Raw genomic sequence first — 25,288 nt, forward strand, 5'->3', positions numbered from 1 at the left:
CCCTGCCCGAAAAACTGGCTGCGCGATGCTCAAATTCACGGCATAACGCATGACGTTCCGGATGACATCGGCCGCGCCACGGGCCAAAACAGACGACGGTTGCGAGGAGAAAGCATGAGCGAGATCGTCACCGCGGGGTTGCTGATCATCGGCGACGAGATCCTGTCGGGCCGGACCAAGGACAAGAATATCGGCTTCATCGCCGAGTACCTGACCAATCTCGGCATCGACCTCAAGGAAGTGCGGGTCGTCTCCGATGACGAGCCCGACATCATTGCCGCGCTGAACGCGCTGCGGCAGCGCTATACCTATGTGTTCACCACGGGGGGCATCGGGCCGACCCACGACGACATCACGGCGGATGCGGTGGCCAAGGCCTTCGGCGTCGGCATCGATCATCACCCGGACGTGGTGGCGCGCTTCCGCGAGCGCTGGAGCGGGCAGGACCTCAACGAGGCGCGGCTGCGGATGGCCCGCATCCCCGACGGGGCCGAGCTGATCCAGAGCGCCACCATCCTGGCGCCGGGCTTCAAGCTCGGCAACGTCATCGTCATGGCCGGGGTGCCCTCGATCATGCAGGCGATGATGGACATCGTCGCGCCGAAGCTGAAATCGGGCGTGCGCATGCTCTCGGAGACGGTCCGCGCCAACGCCCGCGAGGGCGATATCGGCGGTCCCTTGCGCGAGATCGCCAAGGCCCACCCGGACACCATCATCGGCAGCTATCCGTTCACCGATGAGGACCAGAAGCCGAACACGCATCTGGTGGTGCGCTCGCGTGACCCGGAGAAGTTGTCGGCTGCGATGGCGGCGGTGAAGGAGATGCTCGCCGGGCTGAACGTTTCGCGTTAAGGCAGGATCGGCATCGCACCCAAAGGACCTACGGAAGAGACGACATGATCGACAAGACGTTGAGCGCAGAGGAGCGGGGCGGCCGGGCCTTCCCGGTCTCCTGGGACCAGTTTCACCGCGATTGCCGGGCGCTCACCTGGCGGCTCAACGAGGTCGGGCCGTTTCACGCGGTGATTGCGATCACCCGCGGCGGACTGGTGCCGGCCGCGATCGTCGCTCGTGAGCTCGGTCTGCGCATCATCGATACGGTCTGCATCGCGAGCTACGATCACAACAAGCAGGGCGATCTGACCGTGCTGAAGGGCATTTCCGCGGATACGGCCAAGCTCGGCGGCGGGACCGGCAAAGGCCTGTTGATCGTGGACGATCTGGTCGACACCGGAAAGACGGGGCGCATGGTGCGGCAGATGCTGCCGGATGCCCATTTCGCCACCGTCTATGCCAAGCCGAAGGGACGGCCCCTGGTCGATACCTTCATCACCGAAGTGTCGCAGGATACCTGGATCTTCTTCCCCTGGGACACCGCGCTGTCGTTCCAGCCGCCGATCCGGGATGGGGCGGCGTAAGCCAACCCACATCGTCATTCCGGGGCACGCGCGAAGGGCGGGAGCCCGGAATCCATACTCACGATGGTGGTTATGGATTCCGGGCTTATCGTTTTGCGCCGCCCCGGAATGACGGCGGTGAGGAGCCAAGCCTCGATGCCGCTGCAAAACCGCGTCACCCCCACTGGCGACATCATCGCGACGCCCGAACGCGGCCTGTTCACCGGCAATCGCGGCATCATCCATGATCCCGCGACCAGGACGCTGCTGAGGAGGCGCTGGTCGAGCCCGGCCTGGCTCACCTGCCTGTGTGACTTCCGCGGCCGTCGCCGCGAGGTGATGGCCCGGCGAAGCTGGACCGAACTGTTCTTCCTCGACGAAGCCACCGCGCTCGCCGCCGGGCATCGGCCCTGCTTCTATTGCCGCCGTGAGGACGCCAACCGTTTTCGCGTGGCGTGGGAGGCGGGCAACGGAGCGAGCGGCGTGCACGCCTCGGACATTGATACCGTGCTGCATGGCGAGCGGCTGGAGCGCGGCCGGAAGCGGCTGCATCCGCTGCCGGCGCCACTGGAGCAATTGCCTGATGGCGCGATGGTGCAGGCGGGCGAAGAGAGCTTCTTGATTCTGCAGGGCAGGGCGTTGCCATGGTCGCCGGCCGGCTATGGTGATGCGCGTGCCCCGCCTGATGAAGCGATGCTGCTGACCCCGCCGTCGACCGTTCGGACCCTGCAAGCGCGCTACGAGCCTGTGCTGCATCCGAGCGCGCAGGCACAAAAGACGCGAGGGTAGCTCGGTCTGCTCTCGCCCCCTTGTGGGAGAGAGTTGGAGAGGGGGACGAGCGCAGGCGTGTGGGGCTTACCCCCTCCCTAGCCCAACGGCGGGGAGGGAACACGGTGTACCCGGCTTCGATAGCTCGGGTCCAAGCTGATTACGCCAGCCGCTGCCGCGCCAGCTTCGCGCCGCTGCCCAGCGCCATCAGCTTGGCTTCCGCGATCTCGCGCCGCATCGGCGCCATGCCGCAATTGGTGGTGGCGATGATGTTCTGCTTCGGCACGTATTTCATGACGTCTTCGATCACCTTGCAGACGTCTTCCGCGGTCTCGATCTCGTCGCTGGCGACATCGATCACGCCGGCCTGCACCACCTTGTTCTTCAACAGCCCGAGCAACTCGACCGGCACTTTCGAGTTGCGGCATTCGACCGCGACCTGCTGGATCGCGCAGGCATCGATCGCCGGAAAGGTCTCCTCATATTGCCGCCACTCGCTGCCCAGCGTTTCCTTCCAATCGGTATTGGCCTTGATGCCATAGCCGTAGCAGATGTGGACGGCGGTCGGGCAGGTTAGCCCTTCGGCCGCACGCTCCAGCGCCTTGATGCCCCAGTCGCGCACCTCGTCCATGTAGACGTTGAAGGCGGGCTCGTCGAACTGGATTAGGTCGATGCCGTCGGCATGCAGCGCCTTGGCCTCCTGGTTCAACAGCTCGGCGAAGGCGAAGGCCATCTTGACCCGGTCGCCGTAGTAATTGTCGGCGATGGTGTCGATGATGGTCATCGGTCCAGGCAGCGTGAACTTCAGCGCCCGCGTCGTATGCGTGCGCGCGATCCGCGCCTCGTCGGCATGGACGCGACCCTTCAGCGACAGCGGCGCCACGACCTGCGGCACCATCGCCTTATAGCGATCTTTCCGGATGCCCATCTCGACCTTGTGGACGAAATCGATGCCTTCCACGCGCTCGAGGAAGCCATGCACGAAATGCTGGCGCGACTGCTCTCCCTCGGTGAGGATATCGATGCCGGCATCCTCCTGCAGCTTCAGCGCCAGGATGGTCGCATCGCGCTTGGCGCGGGCAAGCTCGTCGCCCTTCGATTTCCACGGCGCCCAGAGCGCATTCGGCTCGGCCAGCCATTCCGGCTTCGGCAGGGAGCCTGCGATGGTGGATGGAAACAGCACCTTGTCATTCCCCGTCGGTTCCATGGGCGGCGTCCTCATATGCCAGCTTCGGCCGATGTTGTTGAGCGCTTCTCTGCCATGTCTTATGGTCAAGGTATAGCAATGAATACGGCCGCGAAAAGTGGCTGGCAGGAAACGCCATGATCGAATTCTTCTTCGACTGCTCCAGCCCGTGGACCTATCTCGCCTTCCACAACATCCAGCCGATCGCGGCAGAGTTCGGTGCGGAGATCGTTTGGCGGCCGATCCTGGTCGGCGGCATTTTCAATACCGTGAATCCGAGCGTCTACGCGCAACGCGAAACCCCGGTGCCGCTGAAGGCGCAATACATGCTCAAGGACCTCGGCGACTGGGCGCGCTCGGCGGGTCTCAAGATCAAGATGCCGCCGACCGTGTTTCCGGTGAACAGCGTCAAGGCGATGCGCGGCTGCATCTGGCTCGGCAACGAGGACATGGTGCCGTTCGCGCGTGCGGTGTTCGAGGCCTATTGGGGCGAGGACAAGGACATCTCGCAGGATGGCGTGCTGACGGAGATCTGCCGGCGGGTCGGGATCGATTCCGCAAAGTTCTTTGAGGGGATCAGCCAGCAGGCCGTCAAGGATCAGCTCAGGGCGAACACGGAGGAGGTGGTCAAGCGCGGAGGTTTCGGCTCGCCCACGATCTTCCTCAACCAGACCGACATGTATTTCGGCAACGACCGCCTGCCGCTGGTGCGCGAAGCGCTGGCTCGAAGCAAAGAGCGCGCAGCCTGATGTCGCGCGCCGTAGTCTGCCGCGAACTCGGGGCGCCCGAGATGTTGCGGCTGGAAAACATCGAAAGCCGCTCGCTGCAAGAGGGCGAGGTGCGGGTGAGGATCCGCGCCGCCGGGATCAATTTTCCCGACATACTGATGTGCGCCGGCGAATATCAGCTCAAGCCGGAATTGCCGTTCACACCGGGTGTAGAGGCGGCAGGTGACGTCGTCGAGGTGAGTCCGGACGTGACGGGCGCGGCGGTCGGCGACAAAGTCATCGTGCGGATGCGCTTCGGCGCCTATGCCGAGGAAGCGGCGGTCGTAGCCGGCCAGCTGACGCCGCTGCCCTCCACCTTCGACTATGCCGAAGGCGCGACATATCTTGCCGCCTACGGCACAGCCCATCACGCGCTGGTCGACCGCGGCCAACTCAAGGCTGGCGAGGTTCTCCTCGTCCATGGCGCCGGTGGCGGCGTCGGCCTTGCCGCGGTCGAGATGGGCAAGCTGTTAGGGGCGACCGTGATCGCCGCGGCGTCATCCGAGGAGAAGCTCGGGGTCGCGCGATCGCGCGGCGCCGACCATCTCGTGCTCTATTCCCGGGAGCCGTTCCGCGAGGCGGTCAAGCGGATCACGGATGGGCGTGGCGTCGATGTCGTGTTCGATCCGGTCGGCGGCGAGGTGTTCGAGCAGAGCGTGCGAAGCATTGCCTGGGGCGCGCGGCTGCTCGTCGTCGGCTTCACCGGCGGCATCGGGCTCGCCCGCACCAATTTGATCCTGATGAAGGGCGCGAGCGTACTCGGTGTGCGAGCCGGGGAGGCGACGCGCAAGGACCCGGCACTGGCAGCCGCGCGCATGCGGGCGCTGTTGGCCTGGGCGGAAGCGGGCAGGCTGCGGCCGCACGTGTCGCATCGCGTGCCGATCGAGGACTATGCGCGCGCGATGCGATTGCTTATCGAGCGCAAGGCGATCGGCCGTGTCGCGCTGATGATGGATTAGTTTGCAAGCGTCTGCCCAAAATTGCGGCGCGCAAGTCTGTGGGTTTATTTACCACTGGATTTCTAAAATGATCGGACAGGTTGAGGCCGATCATGCTCAAGACGTCGAAAATACTTCACCGGATAGCCCTCTCGGCATTGTTGCCGATCCTCACACTCGGCGCACTGGCCGCCTACGAAATCTCCACAAAGTGGTCGGTCCGTTCCGAGATGGCGCGCCTGCAGCCGGTTGCAGAAGCTGTCGGCCAGCTGAGCCGCTTCGTTCACGAGCTGCAGCGCGAGCGCGGCATGTCGTCGGCCTTCCTCAGCAGCAAGGGCCTGCAGATGGGCCCCGAGCTCGCCCGCCAACGTCAGCAGTCCAATGTGGAGCGTGCAGCCGCGGTCACTGCACTCAACGAGCTGCGTGGCGCCGAAGCCCTGGCTGCGGCCGTGCGCGACTGCGAGCAGCAACTGGCCCAGCTCGATGGCTATCGCGGTGAGATTGACGCGCAATCGGTCACGCCGCCCGTCGCGGTCGGCAATCTCACCGAGATCGTCAGCCGTCTGATCGGACTGATCAACGGCATGTCGAAATTGAGCCACGACGACGAGATTTCCAAAGCCATCATCGCCTATGGCAACCTGATCGAGGGCAAGGAGCGCGCCGGCTTGGAGCGCGCCACCGTGGCCGGCGGCCTTGCTGCGGGCCGCTTCGAACCGGCTGGCTATGCCCGTGCGATGGGGCTTGCTGCAGCTCAGGACAGCTTCTTCAGCGCGTTCAGAATGGTCGCGACCGCGAAGGCGCAGGCGGCATTCCAGGCCGCAATGGCGAGCTCGGCCATCCAAGGTTTCAGCGCGATGCGCAAGACCGTCGAACAAGGCGCGGTCAATGGTGATTTCAAGGGGCTCGACAGCAAGGTGTGGTTCGACGCGGCGACTGTGCGGATCGATCTTCTGAAAAAGGTCGAGGACGCGCTGGCGGCCGAACTGTCGGAGATGATGGCGCGCAAGGAAGCCGACGCTGATAGGAGTCTCGGTGTCGTTGCCGGATTGCTGCTGGTCGCCCTGCTGGTCAGCATCGGTGCCGTGCTTGCGATGGCACGGAGCATCACCGAGCCGGTCAACGCGCTCGCCGATGCGATGACGCGGCTCGCGAAGGGCGATCTTGCGACGGAGGTCGACGCGGTCGACCGGTGCGACGAGATCGGGCTGATGGCGCAGTCGGTGCAGTTCTTCAAGCAGAACATGATCCATACGGCCGAGCTCACCGCCAAGGATGCCGAGGCGGAACGTGCGCGCACTGCCAGAGCGCGGCAGGTCGGCGACCTCGCCGACCGGTTCAGCAACGATATCGCAGGCGTGATCGAGACGGTGATCTCGGCATCGACCCAATTGGAGTCGACCGCCGCCGTGATGGATAAGAGTGCAAGCCGGACCAGCGGCGAGGCGGCGAGAGTGGCGCAGGCGACCGAAGCCGCATCGGGCAATATGCAGACGGTGGCTGCAGCATCGGAGCAACTGTCGACTGCGGTCGCAAGGATCGGTGGCCAGGTGACGCAGTCCACCGAGATCGCGCGTGGAGCGGTGGTCGAGGGACGACGGGCGAACGAGACCGTGCAGGGCCTCTCCAGCGCGGCCGAGAAGATCGGTGATGTGGTCAGGCTGATCAGCGAGATCGCCGGTCAGACCAACCTGCTTGCGCTCAATGCCACGATCGAGGCCGCGCGGGCGGGCGATGCGGGCCGCGGTTTTGCGGTGGTTGCTGGCGAAGTGAAGAGCCTTGCCGAGCAGACCGCCAAGGCTACCGACGAGATCCGCGCGCAGATATCGGCGATGCAGGGCATCTCGACCGAGGCCGTACGGGCCATTCGAGGGATCACGACCACGATCGACGAGCTCAACACGATTGCGGTCTCGATTGCTTCAGCCGTCGAGGAGCAGGACGCCGCGACGCGCGAGATCGTTCGCAACGTGCAACATGCGGCGCAGGGCACCGGCGAGATATCGGACAATATCCTGCAGGTCACCGCTGCGGCCACCGAGTCCGGAACGGCAGCGAGCCAGGTGCTCGGCGCCTCGAAGGAGCTGTTGCGCCAATCGGAGAGCATGCGCCGACAGGTCGATGCCTTCATCAACGGCATCAAGGCGGCCTGAGCGGTCGCGGTGCTGGTTTGTGAACCGGCGCTGAAAGCAACCCGTTCGGTGTCGTCCCGGCCTTTGAGCCGGGACCCAAATCCACAGAACGCCATTTGGCGAAGAACGACGTCCGGATTGCCCCTGATAGATCACGCGGCATGGATCCCGGCTTTCGCCGGGATGACAGCGTGGGCAACTCTACTTGTACTCCCGCTCGTCCCACCACGGGAAATAGTCTGGCATGTCGCTGGAGACCTTGTTCCTGAACTGCGCCGGGCGTTTCTCCAGGAACGCCATCACGCCTTCCTTGACGTCATCGGAGCGCCCGCGTGCATAGATGCCGCGGCTGTCGACCTTGTGCGCCTCCATCGGATCGTCGGCGCCCATCATGCGCCACATCATCTGGCGGATCAGCGCGATCGAAACCGGGGCGGTCTTCTCGGCGATCTCGCGCGCCAGCGCGCGAGCGTTCGGCAGCAGCTCCTCCGGCGGCACCACCTTGCTGACGAGACGCCCCGCAAGTGCCTCCTGCGCCGGGAAGACGCGGCCGGTGTAGCACCATTCCAAGGCTTGCGAGATGCCGACGATGCGCGGCAGGAACCAGCTGGACGCCGCCTCCGGCACGATGCCGCGCTGGGAGAACACGAAGCCGAAGCGCGCCGCTTCCGAGGCGATGCGGATGTCCATCGCGAGCTGCATGGTGACGCCGATGCCGACGGCAGGGCCGTTGACCGCGGCGATGACGGGCTTCAGCGACTTGAAGATGCGAAGAGTGACCTGTCCGCCGCCATCGCGGACCTGCGGATCGGAATAGTCGACGCGGCCGTCGGCATGGCGCTTGACGGGTCCGCGCCTGGCGTCGCGATCGAAGGTGTCGGCACCGGAGGACAGATCGGCGCCGGCGCAGAAGGCGCGGCCCGCGCCGGTGACGATGATCGCTCTGACCTCGTCGTCCCGGTCGGCGCGATCGAAGGCGTCGATCAGTTCCTTCTGCATCGTCGGCGTGAAGGCGTTCAGCTTCTCGGGACGGTTGAGCGTGATGGTCAGGATCTGGTCGGCGACGTCGTAGAGAATGGTCTCGTAGGCCATGGGCGTTTCCTCGCGCTTGTTTGCTTTTGTTGTCGTCGTTGTAGCTGCTCACGTCGTCATTCCGGGGCGGCGCGAAGCGACGAGCCCGGAATCCATAACCACCATTGTGAATTGGCTAGCATGGATTCCCGGCTCGTCGCTTCGCATCGCCCCGGAATGACGGCGGAAATATCTATGCCTTCGGCGGCGCCGGCCAGGGGCGCTGCTCGCCGCGCAGGCCCTCGAAGGTCTTCGCCAGGCCGAGCACGCCGAGATCGTCGAAGCGGCGGCCGACGATCTGCAGCCCGATCGGGAAGCCGTGGGCGTCATAGCCGGCGTTGATCGAGACCGCCGGGTTCTCCGACATATTCCACGGCACGGTGTAGGTGATGTGCTCGAACGGCAGCTGCGGGTCGTTGATCGGGGATGCGAACTCCGCCGGAAATTTCACGCCCGGAGAGGTCGGCGAGATCACGTAGTCGAACTCGCAGAACATCTTGGCGGCGGCGGCGCGGATCGCCATGGTGACGTTGAAGCCGCGCACGACCTCGACGCCCGAAAGCGTCGCGCCGCGCTCGGCCCATTGCAGGATATAAGGCAGCGTCTTGTTGCGGATCTCGGGCGTGAGCCGGGAGAGATCGTCCCACAGCCGCGCGCGCCAGAAATTGTCGAGCCCGTCGAGCATCTCGCGCGTGAGGAAGCCCTTGGCTTCGCCGACGACGGCGCCTGCGGATTCGAACGCCTTTGCCGCCTCGAGCACGACCGCGCGCACCGGCTGCTCCAGCGGCTGTCCGACGCCGGGCTCGAGCATCACGCCGATGCGGAGCTTGCGCGGCGATTTCTCGGCGAGCTTCCAGTTGAGGTCGCTCGGCGGCAGGCTGCTGCCGTCACGACGATCGGGCTTCGACAGCACGCTCATCATCAGCGCAGCGTCATCGACGGTGCGCGTCATCGGCCCGGCGACGCGGCCGACATAGGGCGGATCGATCGGCACGCGCCCGTGGCTCGGCTTGAGGCCGACCAGGCCGCACCACGATGCCGGCAGGCGGACCGAGCCGCCAATGCCGGTCCCGAGGTGCAACGGGCCATAACCGGCCGCGGCGGCGGCTCCAGCGCCGGCGCTCGAGCCGCCGGGATTCATCTTGAGGTCCCAGGGATTGCGGGTGAGCGGATGGAAGCTCGACAAGCCAGAGGACAGCATGCCGTAATCCGGCATCGTGGTCTTGGCGAAGATGATCGCGCCAGCTTCGCGCAAGCGTGCGACGGGCGGGGCGTCCGCCACGGCCGGCGCCAGCGTGACGCTCGCCGAGCCGAGCGGGATCGGCTGGCCCTTGGTGGCCATGTTGTCCTTCACCGTCGTTGGTACGCCGTCGAGCGCACCGATCGGCTCGTCCTGCGCCCAGCGCGCCGTAGAGGCCGATGCGGCGGCGCGCGCCGCATCGGGATCAAACAGATAGAGCGCCTTGATGTGCGGCTCCCAAGCCGCAGCACGTGCCAGCACCTCCTCCATCACCTCCGATGGCGAGAACTGGCGCGCGCGATAGCCGGCGATCAGATCGACCGCGGAAAGGTCGTGCAGCGAGGTAATCTCGTCCGAGACCGGTTTATGCATGGGCGCTCACACTGGGAGGCGGGTTTCGATGATACGGGCGAACATGCTGGCGCCGACCGGCAGGATCTTGTCGTCCAGCACGTAACCGGGATTGTGCACCGGGACCGAGCCGTCATGGCCAACCCAGAAATAGGCGCCCGGAATCTTCTGCAGCATGTCGGCGAAGTCCTCGCTGCCCATCTTCGGGGTCGAGCGGGTCACGACCTTGGACGGCTCGACCACGCTACGTGCGACCTCTTCGACCACCTTGGACTGTTCTTCCTGGTTCACCAGCACGCTGAACGTATCGCGGATATCGACGTCGATCTCGCAATGGAAGGCGGCCGCCACGCCGGCGCAGAGCGCGCGCATGCGCTCGCGGATCAGGGCGCGGACGGAATCGGAGAAGGCGCGCACGGTGCCGCACAGCCAGGCATCGCCCGGAATGACGTTGTAGGCGGAGCCGGCATGGATCTGCGTGATCGAGACCACGGCGGCCTGCAACGGATCGACATTGCGGCTGACGATGGTCTGGATCGACTGCGCCACGGTGGTTGCAATGACGACCGCGTCCTTGGAGCGCTCGGGCATCGCGCCATGGGCGCCATAGCCGGAGATGCGGATATCGAAGAAATCGGCGCCGGCCATCGCGGGCCCCGGCAGGATGGCGATCTCGCCGTGGTTCAGATCGGGCGCGTTGTGCAGACCGTAGAGCTCGTCGCAGGGAAACTTCTCGAACAGCCCGTCCTTGATCATCGCCCGCGCGCCGCCGAGGCCTTCCTCGGCGGGCTGGAAGATGAAATGCACGGTGCCGTCGAAATTCCGGGTCTCGGCCAGATACCGCGCAGTGCCGAGCAGCATGGTGGTGTGGCCATCATGGCCGCAGCCATGGAAGCGGCCCGGAATGGTCGAGCGCCAGGGCAGGTTGGTGTTCTCTTCCATGGGCAGCGCGTCCATGTCGGCGCGCAGACCGATCGTCTTGCCATTGGCGCCCTTGCCCTTGAGCACGCCGACCAGGCCGGTACCACCGAGGCCGCGATGCACTTCGATGCCCCATTGCGCAAGCTTCTCGGCGACGATGCCGGATGTGCGCGTCTCCTCGAAGCCGATCTCCGGATGAGCGTGCAGGTCGCGGCGGATCGCGGTGAGCTCGTCGGCGTAGCCTTCAATGCGGTCGATCAGGGGCATGGATATCTTTGTCCGTTGCGAGATGATGAGATGTTAAGGCGCGAACGTCGGGCCGTTCGGTTTGAGGCGGATGCCCGGACGCAGCCGCGTCCAGGGCAGGGTGGCGGGATCGGCCGCCATCGGGCCGGGCGCGGCGCAGATCAACAGCTTCTCCGCGATCGGCTCGAAGTCGGCGCGGAAATGCACCGAGCTCTTGTTGATCAGGATGGCCTGCTCGGTTGGCTCGATCCCGACGAAGCGGTACATCGCCTGATCGGCGAGCTGCGCCTTGTGCGAGCAGACCACGACACTGATGTCACCGATGCGCAAGGCGGCCGAAGGGCCCATGTCCATCTTGCGGCCGCCATAGAACGGACCCGGCGCCACGAAGCGGCCGTCCGACAGTTTCTCGACGATGAAGCTCTCCGTAAAGGGCGCGTCGCCGGGAATCCCGGACTTGCCGCCAAGGGAGAGCGTGACGGTGGCGCCTTCGCCGGCGGCGTGCGCTGCGAGCGCCGATTGCGGATCGTAGATCATTCCGATCGCGGCGCGCTGCGCGCGGTTACGCACCAGTGCACGCAGCATGCCCGTGGTGTCGGAATCGCCACCGGCGCCGGGATTGTCCTGGGTGTCGGCGATGACGATCGGTTTCGACGCATTCCTGGCAAGCTCCATCGCGTGGCGCACGCCCTCGTCCGGCGAATAGATCCTGCCGTCGAAATCGTCCTCATGACTTGCGACGAGGCTTGCGATCGCATCGGCCGCGGCATCGGCATCGGCTTGGGTCCGGCCATAGGCGAAGACGCTCGGCCCGCAATGAATGAAGTCGGCGGCCGGAAAGCCCGGCGCGAAGGATAGCGTCGGCACGGTCTCGCTCTGGTAGCGTGCGAGCGTCTCGTAGATGCCCTTGGCGGGATGATCGTTGGTGCATTGCCAACTGATCGGAATCAGGAAAGGCAATTGCCGGAATGATTTGGCGAGGCGCTGCTTCGAGTCCAGCAGCAGCGCGAGATGATGCGCCGAGGCGCGGCCGGTGTCGGCCATATCAGTATGCGGATATTTCCGATAGGCGATCAGCGCATCGGCATGCGCGATCATCTCAGGCGTGACATTGGCGTGCAGGTCGAGGCTTGCGACCAGAGGCACGCTCGGGCCGATCACCTTGCGCACGCGCGCCAAAATCTCGCCTTCGCCGTCGTCGAAATGTTCGGTGACCATCGCGCCATGCAGGTCGAGATATACGCCATCGATGGCGCCGGCGGCCTTGATGCGATCGACCATGACGCCAACGATGCGCTCGAACGCATCCTCCGTGACATGAGCCGATGGGCTTGCATGACAGGCGATGGTCGGCACCACGTCCCACCCGCGCGACGTCGCGACATCGATAAATCCGGACTGGCCCGCATTGATGCCGCGCATGATCTTCATCACGTTGGCGGCGTCTGCGATCGTAGCGCCGCCTTCGTGCATGAAGTCGTCATAGGTCGCCTTGGTCGGCGCGAAGGTGTTGGTCTCGTGCAGGAAGCCGCCGATGGCGATGCGGGTCATTCGGGTCATCTCAAGCCGTTGACGTGATCGGCGACGTTAGACCGCTCCTCGCGCGGGGCGCAAGCGAGGGAGCGATGCCGATTTGCATGCGCCGGGCGCGCCTCACGCGTGTTGGCTGGCCCACCTGCTTCTACAGCGTCATTCCGGGGCATCGCGTAGCGATGAGCCCGGAATCCATAACCACAGCAGGATCTGTGTGGCATGAGCGTCGATCAGCCGATGTTACGACATCCGCCTGTGAGTATGGATTCCTGTATCTGACCGGGTGTCACTGTCATAGTGGCGGCGGGTAGAGACAGCTCGTTGGATTCCCGGTTGCCTCGGCGACCGTAACCCGGCTTGGGCGTCTCCGCTTGCCTTGTCTGATCGAACAGTCGCATGAGCGCCGATTTCCGGTAGCTCGCATACAGGTCTGATCCCCATGACAGCTCAGTCTCTTGCGCTCGCGGCCGGCATCGATGTCGGTCAGCGCTTTCTTGATGTCGGCCTTGCTCCCTCGGGCAAGACTTTCCGGGTTGCCAACGCTGCCGAAGGCGTCGCCGCCGTGGTCGAGCGGTTGACCCAGGCCGGCGTCGGCCGTGTCGTGCTGGAGGCGATCGGCCCCTATGCCCGGCAACTCGTCAGCGCTCTCGGCGCGGCCGGGTTCGAGGTCGGTCTCGTCAATCCGCGCCGCATCAAGGCATTCCGTGAGTTTGAAGGGCGCCGTGCCAAGACCGACAGGCTGGACGCGCGGCTGATTGCGCGCTTCGCTCTCGCCATGACCGACGCCATTCGCCCATTGCCATCCGCCGAGCAGCTGACGCTCAAGGCCCTCACCACACGTCGTCGCCAGCTCACGGAAATGATCGCCATGGAGAAGACACGGCTGAAACAAACCGCCGAGCCACTCCTATTGGACAATCACCGTGCCACCATCTCTGTTCTGACGACCCAGTGCCGCCAGATCGAGACCGAACTCGACCGCCGGATCGCCGCCGATCCGCAGCTTGCCTGCAGCTTCGAGATCCTCACCTCGATCCCCGGGATCGGCGAGCGCGTGGCCACTGTGCTGATCACCGAACTGCCTGAGATTGGCCGCGTCGATCGCAAGGCTGTCGCCAGCCTGGCCGGCCTCGCGCCGCATGTCAGCCAGTCCGGCAATGCGCCGCCCCGTGCCGCCATCTCGGGCGGCCGCCCTTGCGTGCGCACGGCGCTCTACATGGCCGCCCTCGTCGCCAGCCGTCACAATCCCCGAATGAAAGCCGCCTACCAAGCCCTGCGAGAACAGGGCAAGCCCGCCAAGCTCGCCCTCATTGCCATCGCCCGAAAGCTGTTGGTCACCGCAAACACCATGGTCAAAAACAACACCCGATATACCCAGCAATCGCTTGACAGCTAAGACAGTCGCCGGGCTCGTGCTGCGCACGCCCCGGAATGACGAGGAGGACGAGGCTGCTACGCCACCGCCTCGGCCACGGGGCGGAAATTGGCAAAATCCCAGTTGCGGCCGGGCGCGGCCTCGAGCAGCGCCCGAGTATAGGTCTCCTTCGGGTGCGTGAGGATCTCGCCGGCCGGGCCCTGCTCGACGATGCGGCCCTTCTGCATCACCACGACCTCGTCGCAGATCTGCGCGGCGACGCGCAGATCGTGGGTGATGAACAAGATGGCGATGCCGAGCCGGCGCTGGATCTCATCGAGGAGGTCCAGCACCTGCGCCTGCACGGAAACGTCGAGCGCGGAAACCGCTTCGTCCGCGACCAGCACATCCGGATCGAGTGCCAGTGCGCGGGCGATCGCGATGCGCTGGCGCTGGCCGCCGGAGAACTGATGCGGAAAGCGCGAGATGGAATCCGCGGGCAGTCCGACCAGTTCCAATAGCTCCCGGGCGCGCGCCATCGCCTTGTCACGCGACGTGCCGTAATTGATCGGCCCCTCGGCGATGCTTTCGCCCACGGTCAGGCGCGGGTTCAGCGAGCGGTAGGGATCCTGGAAGACGATCTGGATGCGCTTGCGGTGCGGCTGCAGCAGGCGGCGCGTCAGGATCGAAATTTCGTGGCCGGCCAGCCGGACCCCGCCCGAGGTCGGATCGATCAGACGGACGATGCAGCGCGCCACCGTCGACTTGCCCGAGCCGCTCTCGCCGACGATGCCGAGCGTGCGGCCCTTGCGCAACGTGAGAGTGACATTCTGCGCCGCGACCACCTCGCGCGGTTTGCCGAGGAAGGAACGCTCACGATAGACCTTGCCGAGATCGGTGGTCTCCAGCACCACCGGCTCCTTGGTCTCGGGGCGGGCAGGGCGCGGAATGAGACTGGGGACCGCTGCGAGCAGGTTGCGCGTGTAGTCCATTTCCGGCTTGCGCAGGATCTGGTCGAGCGCACCGGTTTCGACCAGTCGGCCCTGGCGCATCACCGCGACGCGGTCCGCGATCTCGGCCACGACGCCCATGTCATGGGTGATGAACAGCACCGCCGTGCCATGGTCGCGCTGCAGCTCGCGGATCAGGGTGAGGATCTGCTTCTGCGTGGTGACGTCGAGCGCGGTGGTCGGCTCGTCCGCGATCAAGAGTTTTGGTTCAAGCACCAGCGCCATCGCGATCATGATGCGCTGGCGCTGGCCGCCGGACAGGCGGTGGGGATAGGAGGCGAAGATGCGCTCGACATCGGGCAGGTGCACCTGCTCCATCATGTTGAGAATGCGCTTGCGGCGGGTGCGCGCGTCCAGCGAGGTGTGCGCGCGCAGGACCTCGTCGATCTGACGGCCGACCGGCACCACGGGATTGAGTGCGGTCATCGGCTCCTGGAAGATCATCGCCATGGTGGTGGCGCGGAGTTGCCGCAGCCGGCGATCGGTCGCGGTCAACAGCTCCTCACCGACCAGCTTGATGCTGCCGCTGACCGGGTGCAGCGTGTTCTTCGGCAACAGGCCCATCGTCGTCAGCGAGGTCACGGATTTGCCGGAGCCGCTTTCGCCGACCACGCACAGCGTCTCGCCCTTGGCCACCTTGATGGAGATGCCGTCGATGATCCGCGGGCCGGTGGAGCTCTTGGTCTTGCCGAGGGCAACGACGAGATTGTCGATGTCGAGGATGGTATCGGTCATGATCGTACTCTCTGCCGTCATTGCGAGGAGCGAAGCGACGAAGCAATCCAGTTCAATGTTGCAAGGCGATTCTGGATTGCTTCGCTTCGCTCGCAATGATGGTTAGGGGAAGACGGCGTCATTTCCCCTCCCGCTGCTTCATGCGCGGATCGAGCGCATCGCGCGCGGCGTCGCCGATCAGGTTGATCGAGAGAATCGCGATCGACAGCAGCAGGCCCGGCCAGAAGATCAGGGACGGCTTGATCTGGAAGTAAGCGCGGCCCTCGGCCATGATGTTGCCCCAGGTCGGCGTCTCCGGGCTGATGCCGGCGCCGAGGAAGGAGAGGATCGCCTCGGTGAGGATCGCCGAGGCGCAGACATAAGTACCCTGCACGATCAGGGGCGCGATCGTGTTCGGCATCAGATGCCGCCACATGATCTTGGGTAGCGAAGAGCCGACCGAGATCGCGGCCTCGACATAGGGCTCCTCGCGCGCGGTCAGCACCACCGAACGCACCAGCCGCGCGACGCGCGGAATTTCCGGAATGGTGATCGCGATCATCACGGTGGCGATGCTGGCGCCGGACAATGACACCACGGCAATGGCGAGCAGGATGCTCGGAATCGCCATCAGGCCATCCATCACGCGCATCATCACGGCATCGACCCATTTGAAGAAGCCGGAGACGAGGCCGATGAACAGGCCGATCGCGATCGAGAATACGGCGGCGCCCACACCGACCAGGAGCGATACGCGCCCGCCATAGATCGTGCGCGACATCAGATCGCGGCCGTAGGCGTCGGTGCCGAGCAGGAACTGCGCGCTGGCCGGCTTCAGCCGCTGTGCCGGCGCCAGCAGGACCGGATCATGCGGCGCCAGCAATGGCGCCAGCACGGAGATGAGCACGATCAAAGCGAGACAGACGGTTGCGACCGCGATGATCGGAGTCGAGGTGAGAAAGCCGAACCGCGGGCTCAGCCGCGAGGTGACCGGCAAAGACGGCTCGGGATGGGTGACGATCGCCATCAGGACAATGCCTCAGTAACGGATACGGGGATCGAGCAGGGTGTAGGCGACATCGATCAGCAGGTTGACTGCGAGATAGATGAAGGATGTCAGCAGAATCATGCCCTGGATGACCGGATAGTCGCGCGCCAGCACGGCGTCGACCGTAAGGCGTCCGATGCCCGGCAGGTTGAACACGCTTTCGGTGACGACAACGCCGGAGATCAGAAGCGCAAAGCCGGATCCGATCACGGTGATGACGGGCACGGCGGCATTGCGCAGCGCATGACGCAGCAGCACCGAGGTTTCGCCGATGCCCTTGGCGCGTGCGGTGCGGACGAAGTCCTCGCCGAGGACGTCGAGCATCGCCGCGCGCGTCATGCGGGCAATCAATGCGATGTAGATGAACGACAGCGTGCAGGTCGGCAGGATGATGCGGTCGAAGAACGGCCCGAAGCCGGCCGACAGGCTCTTGAAGCCCTGCACCGGGAACCAGCGCAGATTGATCGCGAACACCTCGATCAGCACGTAGCCGATCACGAAGACGGGGACCGAGAAGCCGAGCACGGAGAGCCCCATCACGAAACGATCGATCCAGGTGCCGTGCTTCCAGGCGGCGATGACGCCGAGCGGCACGGCGACCACGATCGCCAGAATGATCGTGGAGATCGCGACCGAGATCGACGGCTCGATGCGTTGGCCGATCATCTGCAAGACCGGAACTTTGGAGATCAGCGAGACGCCAAGATCGCCATGCAGCAGCTGATTGATCCAGGTGAAGAACTGGACGTACAGCGGCTCGTGCAGGCCGAGCGAGACGCGAATGCGTTCGAGCTGTTCGGGGGTGGCGTTATCGCCCGCCAAGATGGCGGCGGGATCACCGGGCGTTAGTCTCAAAAGAAGGAACACGAACAAGGCGACCACGCCCATCACGGGAATGGCGGCGAGTACGCGGCGAACCAGATATCCGATCATCGGGTGAGGACTGCCTTCATCCTAGGCTTGGGCCGGTTACACGGCACGGTGAATGCGCCTGCATGTCACTGATATCAGTCACTTTCAAGAACTCCCGGTAATTTCGCACTGCAATGTGCTGCAAGCTGCGTGCCATGTACCGAAGCACATTGCGATGCTGCACATCATGTTTGACGGTTCTCGCCGACCGAGAGCGCGCAGATGCGGGACAAATGCGTATAGGACAATCCTGTCTCCTTGGCCCACGCATTGAACTGCGCCTGCACCTTGGCGAGGTCGCTCTTGGACTTGACCTCATCGGCAATGTCCAGTCCAGAGTCACGCAGGCAGGCCACGACGTCCTTTGATGTCACGAAACCATCCCAGCCGAGGAAGCGTAGCAACAGCTGTCCGGTGTTGCCGCCGAGCCGGCTGCCGCGCTTATCGAGGATTGCCAGGAGTCCGACCTCATCAGAGGACGGCCAACTCGCCAGGAACTTGCCGAAGCTGCCGTGCTCCTTGGCGATCTCCTGCACGAAGGCCGCATTCTGCCGCACCGACATGATCTTTGCTGCGTTGCGCACAATGCGGCTGTCCCGCAACAGGCCGTCCCAGAAATCGTCCGGCTGAAACAGCAGCCGCGCCGGCTGAAAGCTTAGGAACGCGTCCTCAAATCCCGGCCATTTCGACTCGATCACGCTCCAGGCAAACCCCGCGGAGAACACGCGCCGGGTCATTTCGGCCAGCACGCGATCATCACTCAGCTTTGCGACTACCGCGATGTCGGGCGCCGGCGGCAGCAGCGTGATCAACGCCTGTGTGCCGCCCTTGCGCTTCTCCGCCCGACTTCTGATGGTTTTGAACGAGGTCATGTACGCCGCGTTTTTGCCTGTGCCGAACACAGCAGAGTTCGCGGCGCACGTAAAGCTGCGAGGCCCTAATCTGATGCTGCCATATTACGCCAGCGTGGCCAGCAAGCCGGCCATGAGTCGCCCACGTTCGACGAGGCTTTCGACCTCGATGTGCTCGTTGAGAGTGTGAGCATCGGCGCCGCGCACGCCCAAGCCGTCGAGTGTCGGGATTCCGAGGGCGCCGGTGAAGTTGCCGTCGGATCCGCCGCCGGCCGAACCGTGTGGCAGCTTCATCCCGAGCTGTTCGGCGATGCCGCGCGCTTTGTCGTAGAGTGCCATAGTTCCGGAATCCGGCTCCCACACCGGACGCGTCACGCCGCGGGTCACCTTGAATGCGACGTCGTTGCTGGTGCCCGACAGCGCCAGCATTCGTTCCACCCCGCGATCGAGATCGTCCTGGCGCTTGGCCATGCTGAGGGCTTCACCGTTGCAGGTTGTTGCGACGCAGTTCACCCATTGCCCGCCGTGAACGATGCCGACCGAGAAGGTGCAATCCTCCGTCGTCATCGCATCGATCGCGAGGATCTGTCGCGCCATTTCCCGTATCGCGGAACGGCCAGATGACAATGTTGCTCCGGCGTGGCTCGGCCGTCCCGTTGCTTCGAGATTGAAGCGGGCGATCGCATAACGCCCGGTGACGACGCCGTTGTCGGGCCGGCCGGGCTCGGGCACCAGCACGTATTTGTTGCGCGCGGCCTCCGCTTCGATGATATCGCGCGTCGAGGGCGTGCCGACTTCCTCGTCGGGAGTAAAGAGAACGGTAATCGGCAGTGGCGTGGCGATGGAGGCGCGCATCAACTGCCTGATCGCCTCGAGCGACAGATAATTGCCACCCTTCATGTCAAAGATGCCGGGGCCATAGCATTTGTTGCCTTCGCGCCGCCATGGCAGCTTGGCGATCGCCCCGATGGGATGGACGGTATCGAGATGACCCGCAATCAGGATGCCGGGCTCGCCCTGTTTCGGATGCGGAAAGCGGGCGCGGACGCAGCCTGCGAAGCCCTGGCGTCCGGCGATGCGCTCGATCGTCGCGCCCATGATCGCCATCTCGCGGGCTGCGATATCGAACATGCGTTCGACCGCGGGAGCGTCCCAGGTCGGGCTTTCGCATTCCACCCAACCGCGCAAACCTTGCAGCATGGCCTCGGCATCGAAGGGAAGATTGGCTGGATTCATCAGAGCTCTCGCTGGTTTGCCGGCGTTATCGCGCGGCGGCGGAATGGTCGGCATTTTGTATAACCAAGTCATGCCCGCGTTAACGTCATTCCGGCCGACGTCACGCATGCGCCGAATGCGGATTGACCTGTGCAGCATCCTGGTGCAACTGTCGAAATCTAAGGGTTTACAGCCTGTTAGTTCGCCTAAAGAACGGACTACATGCATAAACAGTGACCGCGTCGTGACCGCTTTTACGCCAAGTCAGGAGATATCAATGTTCCACATCTCGCGCCGGAAACTTCTCACGCTCGCGGGGGCTGCCTGGTCGGCGCTCGCGCTCTCCGGAGCAGAGCCGTCCGACGCCCTCGCGGCATCGGGCAAGAAGATGATCACCGCGGTGATGCATTCGGATCTGCGCGTCATCGATCCCGGGTTCACCACCGCCTATATCACGCGCGACCATGGCTACATGGTTTATGACACCTTGCTGGCCACCGACTCGAACTTCAAGGTCCAGCCGCAAATGGCCGACTGGAAGGTCAGTGACGACAAGCTGACCTATACTTTCACCTTGCGCGACGGCCTGAAGTGGCATGACGGCACGCCGGTCACGGCCGAGGATTGTGTCGCCTCGCTGAAGCGCTGGGGCCGCAACGACGGCATGGGCCAGAAGCTGATGGATTTCACGGCGAGCCTGGAGGCTGCCGATGCGAAGACCATCGTGCTGAAGTTGAAGGAGCCCTATGGCCTCGTGCTGGAGTCGATCGGCAAGCCATCCTCGCTGGTGCCCTTCATGATGCCGAAGCGTCTTGCCGAGACGCCGGCCGGTCAGCAGATCCCCGAGCAGATCGGCTCCGGGCCGTTCAAATTCGTCAAGGAGGAATTCCAGCCGGGCGTCAAGGCGGTCTATGAGAAGAACACCGACTACGTCCCGCGCAAGGAGCCGGCGAGCTGGACCGCTGGCGGCAAGGTGGTGAAGGTCGATCGGGTCGAATGGATCACGATGCCGGACGCGCAGACGGCGGTGAACGCGCTGCAGTCGGGTGACATCGACTTCATGGAGAACCTGCCTTACGACATGCTGCCGGTGCTGGAAGGCAATCCGGATATCCAGATCGACGTCTCCAACAAGTTCGGCTTCCAGACGCTCGGACGGATGAATTTCCTGCTGCCGCCGTTCGACAATGTGAAGGTCCGCCGTGCAGCTTTCCTGGCAATCAATCAGAAGGATGTGCTCGACGCCCTCGTCGGCAATCCGAAGTATCAGAAAGTCTGCGGCGCGGTGTTCGTCTGCGGCACTCCGCTGGAGACCGATGTCGGCGCCGAGACGCTGATCAAGGGCAACGGCCTGGAGCAGGCCAAGAAGGCGCTCGCGGAGTCCGGCTATGACGGCACGCCGATCGTGATCATGGCGCCGGGCGACGTGACCACGCTCAAGGCCCAGCCGGTGGTCGTGGCGCAGCAGCTGCGCGAGGCCGGCTTCAAGGTCGACCTGCAGGCGACCGATTGGCAGACCGTGGTGACGCGCCGCGCCAGCCAGAAGCCGGTCAAGGAGGGCGGCTGGAACATGTTCTTCACCAACTGGGTCGGCGCCGACGTCGCCAACCCCGTGGTCAACGTCTCAGTGGGCGGCCGCGGCACCAAGGGCGGTTGGTTCGGCTGGGCGACGGATGAGAAGATCGAGAAACTGCGCGACGACTATGCCCGCGCGACCTCGCCGGAAGAGCAGAAGCGGATCGCGACCGAGATCCAGAAGGAGAACTACGAGCAGGTTATCTACATTCCGCTCGGCCAGTATCTCCTGCCGAGCGGCTGGCGCAAGTCGCTGACCGGCGTACTCGACGGTCCCGCCACGCCGGTGTTCTGGAACATCGACAAGAGCGAATAGCGAATTTGTCGCAGGAATGAAGAAAACACGGCGGAGCTTCTCCGCCGTGTTTGTTTATGAGCCTTGGTGCGTACGGCCCCGAGTCCTTAGCAATGGCCGTCGCGCACGGCTTCAAGGCCGTCGACGACCAACGGCGGCGCGATCTCGCGCGCGGGCACCTGTTCGCGCTCGGTGCGGCCGCTGCGGGCTTGCTCGCGCTGTTGCGGTTCGGCGCATTTGTCGGACATCATCTCGCTCCTTTGCTTGCACCGACACTGATCGAAGGGACAGGTAGTTCCAAAATGCGGGAGTGACGAAGGGGTGATCATGATGATCTCATCTCATCGCGCCAGGATGAGGTCGCGTTTGGAGACTGGCGAAAGCGGATTGACGGGCGCGGGAACAGCTGCAAGTCTCGGCATCGTAAGACATAGAACGCTGCCTATCGGTCAGCGTCGATGCGCGGACGCGATGCACAATGAATCGCCGGGTCTTGATCAGTTTCGCGCCATCAATTCCACATCGTCACGTTAAGAGAGATCGCATGCCACATCATCCGCGTCGGATATTTCCAGCGCTCGCGTCCTGCCTCGTCGCCGCTGCCATAGCCTTGTCGGTGAGCGCGGTGCCCGCGCTCGCCGCCGCCAAGAAGACCATCACGGCGGTCATGCATTCGGACCTGCGTGTCATCGATCCGATTTTCTCGCCGGCCTACATCACCCGCGATCATGGCTACATGGTCTATGACACGCTGTTGGGAACGGACTCCAATTTCAAGGTCCAGCCGCAGATGGCGGACTGGAAGGTGAGTGATGACAAGCTGACTTACACCTTCACTTTGCGCGACGGGCTGAAATGGCACGACGGCACGCCGGTGACCGCGGAGGATTGCGTCGCCTCGCTGAAGCGCTGGAGCAGCAATGACCCGATGGGCCAGAAGCTGATGGAGTTTACGGCCAGTCTGGAAGCGACCGACGCCAAAACGATCACGCTGAAGCTGAAGGAGCGTTATGGCCTTGTGCTGGAGTCGATCGGCAAGCCGTCCTCCTACGTCCCGTTCATGATGCCGAAGCGGCTGGCGGAGACACCAGCGAACCAGCCGATCCCCGAGCAGATCGGATCCGGCCCGTTCAAGTTCGTACAGGCGGAATTCCAGCCCGGCGTAAAGGCGGTCTATGAGAAGAACACCGACTATGTGCCGCGCAAGGAGCCGCCGAGCTGGACCGCGGGCGGCAAGGTCGTGAAGGTCGATCGCGTCGAGTGGGTGACGATGCCCGACGCGCAGACCGCGGTGAACGCGCTGCAGGCCGGCGACATCGATTTCCTGGAGTTTCCGCCGCAGGATCTGGAGCCGGTGCTCGCCGCGAATCCCGACCTCACGATGAACGTGCTGAACAAGTTCGGCTATCAGACCTTGGGACGCATGAACTTCCTCTATCCGCCGTTCGACAATGTGAAGATCCGCCGCGCGGCGTTCCTGGCGATCAATCAGAAGGATGTGCTCGACGCGCTGGTCGGCAATCCGAAATTCTACAAGATCTGCGGCGCCTTGTTCGGTTGCGGCACGCCGCTCGAGGCCGACGTCGGTTCGGAGACGCTGGTCAAGGGCAATGGCCTGGAGCAGGCCAAGAAGCTGCTCGCCGAATCCGGCTATGACGGCACGCCGCTCGTGATCCTCGCGCCGGGGGACGCGATCACGCTCAAACCCCAGCCGATCGTGGTGGCGCAGCAACTGCGTGCCGCCGGCTTCAAGGTCGATCTTCAGGCCACCGACTGGCAGTCTGTGGTGACGCGCCGCGCCAGCCAGAAGCCGCCGAAGGAGGGGGGCTGGAACATGTTCTTCACCAATTCGGTGATTGCCGATGTCGGCAACCCGCTGTCCAGCACCTTCCTCAGCGCGCGCGGTCTCAAATCCTCCTTCGGCTGGCCGGATGATCCCAAGATCGAGGAGCTGCGCGACGCCTTTGCTCGCGCCACGACGCTCGACGAGCAGAAGCGGATCGCGGCCGAACTGCAGAAGGAAGCCTACGACCAGGTGATCTACATTCCGCTCGGCCAATGGTTCAGCCCGAGCGCCTGGCGCAAGTCGCTCACCGGCGTGCTGGAAGGGCAGGCGGTGCCGGTGTTCTGGAACGTCGACAAGAGCGAGTGATCCAGGGCGAGCGATCCTCGCACTCACATCATGGTTTTCCAGACGCGCGGCGGGGCATCTCCGCCGCGCTTTGCATTTGCGGATTTTGTTTGCGCTTGACGGTCAGTAAGTCGTGGCTTACGGTAAGTCATGGCTTACCAAAATGCCTTGACGGTGCTGGCCGATCCGACGCGGCGGCAGGTGTTCGAACGGCTGCGCGATGGGCCGCAGCCGGTCAAGCTGATCGCGGCAGGACTGTCGGTGTCGCGGCCGGCAGTGTCGCAGCATCTGAAGGTGTTGAAGGACGCGGGGCTGGTTCAGGAGCGTAGCGAAGGCACACGCCGCATCTACTCGGTGAGGCGCGAGGGCCTATCCGAACTGCGCGATTGGCTCGACAGTTTCTGGGACGATGCGCTGCTCGCATTCAAGATCGAGGCGGAGCGATCGCATCGAAAAAGCAAAGGGAGGAAGCGGGATGAGTGACGTCGCGGCGATTGCCCCGGTGCACAAGCAGGTCCTGGTCCGGGTGCCGATCGGCCACGCCTTCGAGGTCTTCACCAGCGGCTTGACTCGCTGGTGGCCGCATACGCATGGCGTCGGCAAGCAACCGATCCGAGCCGTATTGATGGAGCCGCGGCTCGGCGGGCGTTGGCTCGAAGTCGGCGAGGACGGCACCGAGACGCCGGTTGCCACGATCATCCTGTGGGAGCCGCCGCATCGTGTCGTGATGCTCTGGCAAATCAGCGCGCAATGGAAGCCGGACGCGACGATGCGTTCGGAGGTCGATGTCCGCTTCATCGCCGAAGGCACAGAGCTGACGCGGGTCGAGCTCACGCATCATAAGTTCGAGACCATGGGCCCCGAGGCCGGCGCTTCGATGCGCAAGGATGTCGACGGCGGCTGGCCGGGACTCATGCGGCGCTTTGTCGAGGAAGCCGAGCGTAGTCGGTCATAATCAGGGAGGTCGTCATGTCGGAGTTCGTCGTCCATTCCGTACCAGGAAGCCCGTTCGGGCGTTGCGTTCTGATCGCGCTGGAAGAGAAGGAGACATCGTATCGCCTGGCGGCCATGGCCCCCGGCGCTTCGAAGTCCGCGGAACATCTGGCGCGAAATCCGTTCGGCTGTATCCCCGTGCTGGAGCATGACGGCTTCATGCTTTACGAGACCCAGGCGATCCTGCGTTATCTCGACCGGATCCTGCCCCAGCCATCCCTGACGCCTGCCGATCCCAAGCAGGCGGCGCGGATGGATCAGGTGATGAATATCAGCGATTGGTATCTGTTCCAGGGCGTCTGCAGCGTCATCGTCTTTCAGCGCATCGTCGGCCCGCGCCTGCTGGGACTTGCGACCGATGAAGCAGCCATAGAGGCGGCAATGCCGCGCGCACGCACCGTATTCGCTGAGCTGTCGCGCCTCCTCGGCGAACAGCCCTTCATGGCGGGTGATGTTCTCACGCTGGCCGATCTGCAGGCCGGGCCACAGGCCAGCTTCCTGGCCGCGACACCTGAATGGGCTACGCTCACTGCGGCGTATCCCAATCTCGTAGCCTGGATCGACCGGCTGGAAGTGCGGCCGAGCTTTCAGGCCACGACCTGGGAGAGGCTGCTGGAGCGCGCGCGAGCCGCGTGAGAAT

The 25,288-nt window shown here is 64.2% G+C and carries 23 protein-coding genes; 12 read left to right on the plus strand and 11 right to left on the minus strand.

Annotated features, from left to right (window positions below):
• Positions 1–114 precede the first annotated feature (114 nt).
• The 3 genes from QX034_RS25110 to QX034_RS25120 all read left to right on the plus strand — a co-directional run bounded on the left by QX034_RS25110 (position 115) and on the right by QX034_RS25120 (position 2,186).
• A complete protein-coding gene (locus tag QX034_RS25110; RefSeq protein ID WP_315705961.1) occupies positions 115–852 on the plus strand; it encodes a competence/damage-inducible protein A in 738 nt (245 codons plus the stop codon).
• Between the two features lie 44 nt (positions 853–896).
• A complete protein-coding gene (gene gpt / locus QX034_RS25115) occupies positions 897–1,418 on the plus strand; it encodes a xanthine phosphoribosyltransferase (protein WP_315705960.1) in 522 nt (173 codons plus the stop codon).
• Between the two features lie 135 nt (positions 1,419–1,553).
• The gene (locus QX034_RS25120; RefSeq protein ID WP_315705460.1) at positions 1,554–2,186 is read left to right on the plus strand and encodes a hypothetical protein; all 633 of its coding nucleotides are present in this window, start codon (positions 1,554–1,556) and stop codon (positions 2,184–2,186) included.
• 139 nt (positions 2,187–2,325) lie between these two features.
• On the opposite strand, the gene QX034_RS25125 is transcribed toward QX034_RS25120, so the two are convergent.
• The gene (locus QX034_RS25125; RefSeq protein WP_315705461.1) at positions 2,326–3,348 is read right to left on the minus strand and encodes a methionine synthase; all 1,023 of its coding nucleotides are present in this window, start codon (positions 3,346–3,348) and stop codon (positions 2,326–2,328) included.
• Positions 3,349–3,488: 140 nt separating this feature from the next.
• On the opposite strand from QX034_RS25125, the gene QX034_RS25130 reads away from it, so the two are divergent.
• The 3 genes from QX034_RS25130 (at position 3,489) to QX034_RS25140 (ending at position 7,209) form a co-directional block, all read left to right on the plus strand.
• Positions 3,489–4,100 (plus strand): 2-hydroxychromene-2-carboxylate isomerase, encoded by a 612-nt coding sequence (locus QX034_RS25130; RefSeq protein ID WP_315704980.1) that lies wholly within the window; start codon positions 3,489–3,491, stop codon positions 4,098–4,100.
• Positions 4,100–5,077: an NADPH:quinone oxidoreductase family protein gene (locus QX034_RS25135; protein WP_315704981.1), complete on the plus strand. Its 978-nt coding sequence runs from the start codon at positions 4,100–4,102 to the stop codon at positions 5,075–5,077. The genes QX034_RS25130 and QX034_RS25135 overlap by 1 nt, the downstream gene beginning before the upstream one ends.
• 92 nt (positions 5,078–5,169) lie before the next feature.
• Positions 5,170–7,209 carry a methyl-accepting chemotaxis protein gene (locus QX034_RS25140; RefSeq protein WP_316195908.1) on the plus strand — a complete coding sequence of 680 codons (2,040 nt, stop codon included), beginning with the start codon at positions 5,170–5,172 and terminating at the stop codon, positions 7,207–7,209.
• A gap of 180 nt (positions 7,210–7,389) precedes the next feature.
• Here the strand turns inward: QX034_RS25140 and QX034_RS25145 are convergent, their stop codons facing one another.
• The 4 genes from QX034_RS25145 to QX034_RS25160 all read right to left on the minus strand — a co-directional run bounded on the left by QX034_RS25145 (position 7,390) and on the right by QX034_RS25160 (position 12,568).
• On the minus strand, positions 7,390–8,280 hold the full coding sequence (locus QX034_RS25145; RefSeq protein ID WP_316195910.1) for a crotonase/enoyl-CoA hydratase family protein: 891 nt from the start codon (positions 8,278–8,280) through the stop codon (positions 7,390–7,392).
• Positions 8,281–8,452: 172 nt separating this feature from the next.
• Positions 8,453–9,871, minus strand: coding sequence for an amidase (locus QX034_RS25150; protein ID WP_316195911.1), 1,419 nt, complete (start codon positions 9,869–9,871; stop codon positions 8,453–8,455).
• A gap of 6 nt (positions 9,872–9,877) precedes the next feature.
• Complete coding sequence (locus QX034_RS25155) at positions 9,878–11,038, minus strand: M20 aminoacylase family protein (RefSeq protein WP_315704985.1); 1,161 nt, start codon at positions 11,036–11,038, stop codon at positions 9,878–9,880.
• Positions 11,039–11,071: 33 nt separating this feature from the next.
• Positions 11,072–12,568 carry a M81 family metallopeptidase gene (locus QX034_RS25160; protein WP_315704986.1) on the minus strand — a complete coding sequence of 499 codons (1,497 nt, stop codon included), beginning with the start codon at positions 12,566–12,568 and terminating at the stop codon, positions 11,072–11,074.
• A 421-nt stretch (positions 12,569–12,989) separates the two neighbouring features.
• On the opposite strand from QX034_RS25160, the gene QX034_RS25165 reads away from it, so the two are divergent.
• Positions 12,990–13,946, plus strand: coding sequence for an IS110 family transposase (locus tag QX034_RS25165; RefSeq protein WP_315701447.1), 957 nt, complete (start codon positions 12,990–12,992; stop codon positions 13,944–13,946).
• 56 nt (positions 13,947–14,002) lie between these two features.
• Here QX034_RS25165 and QX034_RS25170 read toward each other — a convergent pair whose 3' ends face one another.
• From QX034_RS25170 to QX034_RS25190, 5 genes are all read right to left on the minus strand, one after another.
• Positions 14,003–15,649: an ABC transporter ATP-binding protein gene (locus QX034_RS25170; protein WP_315741397.1), complete on the minus strand. Its 1,647-nt coding sequence runs from the start codon at positions 15,647–15,649 to the stop codon at positions 14,003–14,005.
• Between the two features lie 118 nt (positions 15,650–15,767).
• The gene (locus tag QX034_RS25175; protein ID WP_315704988.1) at positions 15,768–16,655 is read right to left on the minus strand and encodes an ABC transporter permease; all 888 of its coding nucleotides are present in this window, start codon (positions 16,653–16,655) and stop codon (positions 15,768–15,770) included.
• A gap of 12 nt (positions 16,656–16,667) precedes the next feature.
• Complete coding sequence (locus QX034_RS25180; RefSeq protein WP_315704989.1) at positions 16,668–17,609, minus strand: ABC transporter permease; 942 nt, start codon at positions 17,607–17,609, stop codon at positions 16,668–16,670.
• A 164-nt stretch (positions 17,610–17,773) separates the two neighbouring features.
• A complete protein-coding gene (locus tag QX034_RS25185; protein ID WP_315704990.1) occupies positions 17,774–18,460 on the minus strand; it encodes a DNA-3-methyladenine glycosylase I in 687 nt (228 codons plus the stop codon).
• An 84-nt stretch (positions 18,461–18,544) separates the two neighbouring features.
• Entirely contained in the window at positions 18,545–19,675 is a 1,131-nt protein-coding gene (locus QX034_RS25190; protein ID WP_316195913.1) for a M20/M25/M40 family metallo-hydrolase, read from the minus strand.
• A 256-nt stretch (positions 19,676–19,931) separates the two neighbouring features.
• On the opposite strand from QX034_RS25190, the gene QX034_RS25195 reads away from it, so the two are divergent.
• Entirely contained in the window at positions 19,932–21,545 is a 1,614-nt protein-coding gene (locus QX034_RS25195) for an ABC transporter substrate-binding protein (RefSeq protein WP_316167110.1), read from the plus strand.
• Between the two features lie 86 nt (positions 21,546–21,631).
• On the opposite strand, the gene QX034_RS25200 is transcribed toward QX034_RS25195, so the two are convergent.
• Positions 21,632–21,772: a hypothetical protein gene (locus QX034_RS25200; protein ID WP_316190388.1), complete on the minus strand. Its 141-nt coding sequence runs from the start codon at positions 21,770–21,772 to the stop codon at positions 21,632–21,634.
• 296 nt (positions 21,773–22,068) lie between these two features.
• On the opposite strand from QX034_RS25200, the gene QX034_RS25205 reads away from it, so the two are divergent.
• The 4 genes from QX034_RS25205 (at position 22,069) to QX034_RS25220 (ending at position 25,284) form a co-directional block, all read left to right on the plus strand.
• On the plus strand, positions 22,069–23,676 hold the full coding sequence (locus tag QX034_RS25205; RefSeq protein ID WP_315704993.1) for an ABC transporter substrate-binding protein: 1,608 nt from the start codon (positions 22,069–22,071) through the stop codon (positions 23,674–23,676).
• Between the two features lie 129 nt (positions 23,677–23,805).
• Positions 23,806–24,138, plus strand: coding sequence for a metalloregulator ArsR/SmtB family transcription factor (locus tag QX034_RS25210; RefSeq protein WP_315704994.1), 333 nt, complete (start codon positions 23,806–23,808; stop codon positions 24,136–24,138).
• Positions 24,131–24,610 carry an SRPBCC family protein gene (locus tag QX034_RS25215; protein ID WP_315704995.1) on the plus strand — a complete coding sequence of 160 codons (480 nt, stop codon included), beginning with the start codon at positions 24,131–24,133 and terminating at the stop codon, positions 24,608–24,610. Before QX034_RS25210 ends, QX034_RS25215 begins: the two co-directional genes overlap by 8 nt.
• A 14-nt stretch (positions 24,611–24,624) precedes the next feature.
• A complete protein-coding gene (locus QX034_RS25220) occupies positions 24,625–25,284 on the plus strand; it encodes a glutathione S-transferase family protein (protein ID WP_315704996.1) in 660 nt (219 codons plus the stop codon).
• Positions 25,285–25,288: the final 4 nt, after the last annotated feature.

Source organism: Bradyrhizobium sp. SZCCHNR3119, assembly GCF_032487775.1.
In the GTDB taxonomy this organism is placed as follows: Bacteria; Pseudomonadota; Alphaproteobacteria; order Rhizobiales; family Xanthobacteraceae; genus Bradyrhizobium.

Excerpts from the sequence above, each read along its gene's own strand:
- QX034_RS25220 (WP_315704996.1), top strand. The coding sequence starts at position 24,625 with ATGTCGGAGTTCGTCGTCCATTCCGTACCAGGAAGCCCGTTCGGGCGT.
- QX034_RS25200 (WP_316190388.1), bottom strand. The coding sequence starts at position 21,772 with ATGTCCGACAAATGCGCCGAACCGCAACAGCGCGAGCAAGCCCGCAGC.
- QX034_RS25180 (WP_315704989.1), bottom strand. The coding sequence starts at position 17,609 with ATGATCGGATATCTGGTTCGCCGCGTACTCGCCGCCATTCCCGTGATG.
- QX034_RS25150 (WP_316195911.1), bottom strand. The coding sequence starts at position 9,871 with ATGCATAAACCGGTCTCGGACGAGATTACCTCGCTGCACGACCTTTCC.
- QX034_RS25205 (WP_315704993.1), top strand. The coding sequence starts at position 22,069 with ATGCCACATCATCCGCGTCGGATATTTCCAGCGCTCGCGTCCTGCCTC.
- QX034_RS25190 (WP_316195913.1), bottom strand. The coding sequence starts at position 19,675 with ATGAATCCAGCCAATCTTCCCTTCGATGCCGAGGCCATGCTGCAAGGT.
- QX034_RS25210 (WP_315704994.1), top strand. The coding sequence starts at position 23,806 with ATGGCTTACCAAAATGCCTTGACGGTGCTGGCCGATCCGACGCGGCGG.
- QX034_RS25155 (WP_315704985.1), bottom strand. The coding sequence starts at position 11,038 with ATGCCCCTGATCGACCGCATTGAAGGCTACGCCGACGAGCTCACCGCG.
- QX034_RS25215 (WP_315704995.1), top strand. The coding sequence starts at position 24,131 with ATGAGTGACGTCGCGGCGATTGCCCCGGTGCACAAGCAGGTCCTGGTC.
- QX034_RS25130 (WP_315704980.1), top strand. The coding sequence starts at position 3,489 with ATGATCGAATTCTTCTTCGACTGCTCCAGCCCGTGGACCTATCTCGCC.
- QX034_RS25185 (WP_315704990.1), bottom strand. The coding sequence starts at position 18,460 with ATGACCTCGTTCAAAACCATCAGAAGTCGGGCGGAGAAGCGCAAGGGC.
- QX034_RS25165 (WP_315701447.1), top strand. The coding sequence starts at position 12,990 with ATGACAGCTCAGTCTCTTGCGCTCGCGGCCGGCATCGATGTCGGTCAG.
- QX034_RS25145 (WP_316195910.1), bottom strand. The coding sequence starts at position 8,280 with ATGGCCTACGAGACCATTCTCTACGACGTCGCCGACCAGATCCTGACC.
- QX034_RS25140 (WP_316195908.1), top strand. The coding sequence starts at position 5,170 with ATGCTCAAGACGTCGAAAATACTTCACCGGATAGCCCTCTCGGCATTG.
- QX034_RS25120 (WP_315705460.1), top strand. The coding sequence starts at position 1,554 with ATGCCGCTGCAAAACCGCGTCACCCCCACTGGCGACATCATCGCGACG.
- QX034_RS25195 (WP_316167110.1), top strand. The coding sequence starts at position 19,932 with ATGTTCCACATCTCGCGCCGGAAACTTCTCACGCTCGCGGGGGCTGCC.
- QX034_RS25135 (WP_315704981.1), top strand. The coding sequence starts at position 4,100 with ATGTCGCGCGCCGTAGTCTGCCGCGAACTCGGGGCGCCCGAGATGTTG.
- QX034_RS25175 (WP_315704988.1), bottom strand. The coding sequence starts at position 16,655 with ATGGCGATCGTCACCCATCCCGAGCCGTCTTTGCCGGTCACCTCGCGG.
- gpt (WP_315705960.1), top strand. The coding sequence starts at position 897 with ATGATCGACAAGACGTTGAGCGCAGAGGAGCGGGGCGGCCGGGCCTTC.
- QX034_RS25170 (WP_315741397.1), bottom strand. The coding sequence starts at position 15,649 with ATGACCGATACCATCCTCGACATCGACAATCTCGTCGTTGCCCTCGGC.
- QX034_RS25110 (WP_315705961.1), top strand. The coding sequence starts at position 115 with ATGAGCGAGATCGTCACCGCGGGGTTGCTGATCATCGGCGACGAGATC.
- QX034_RS25160 (WP_315704986.1), bottom strand. The coding sequence starts at position 12,568 with ATGACCCGCATCGCCATCGGCGGCTTCCTGCACGAGACCAACACCTTC.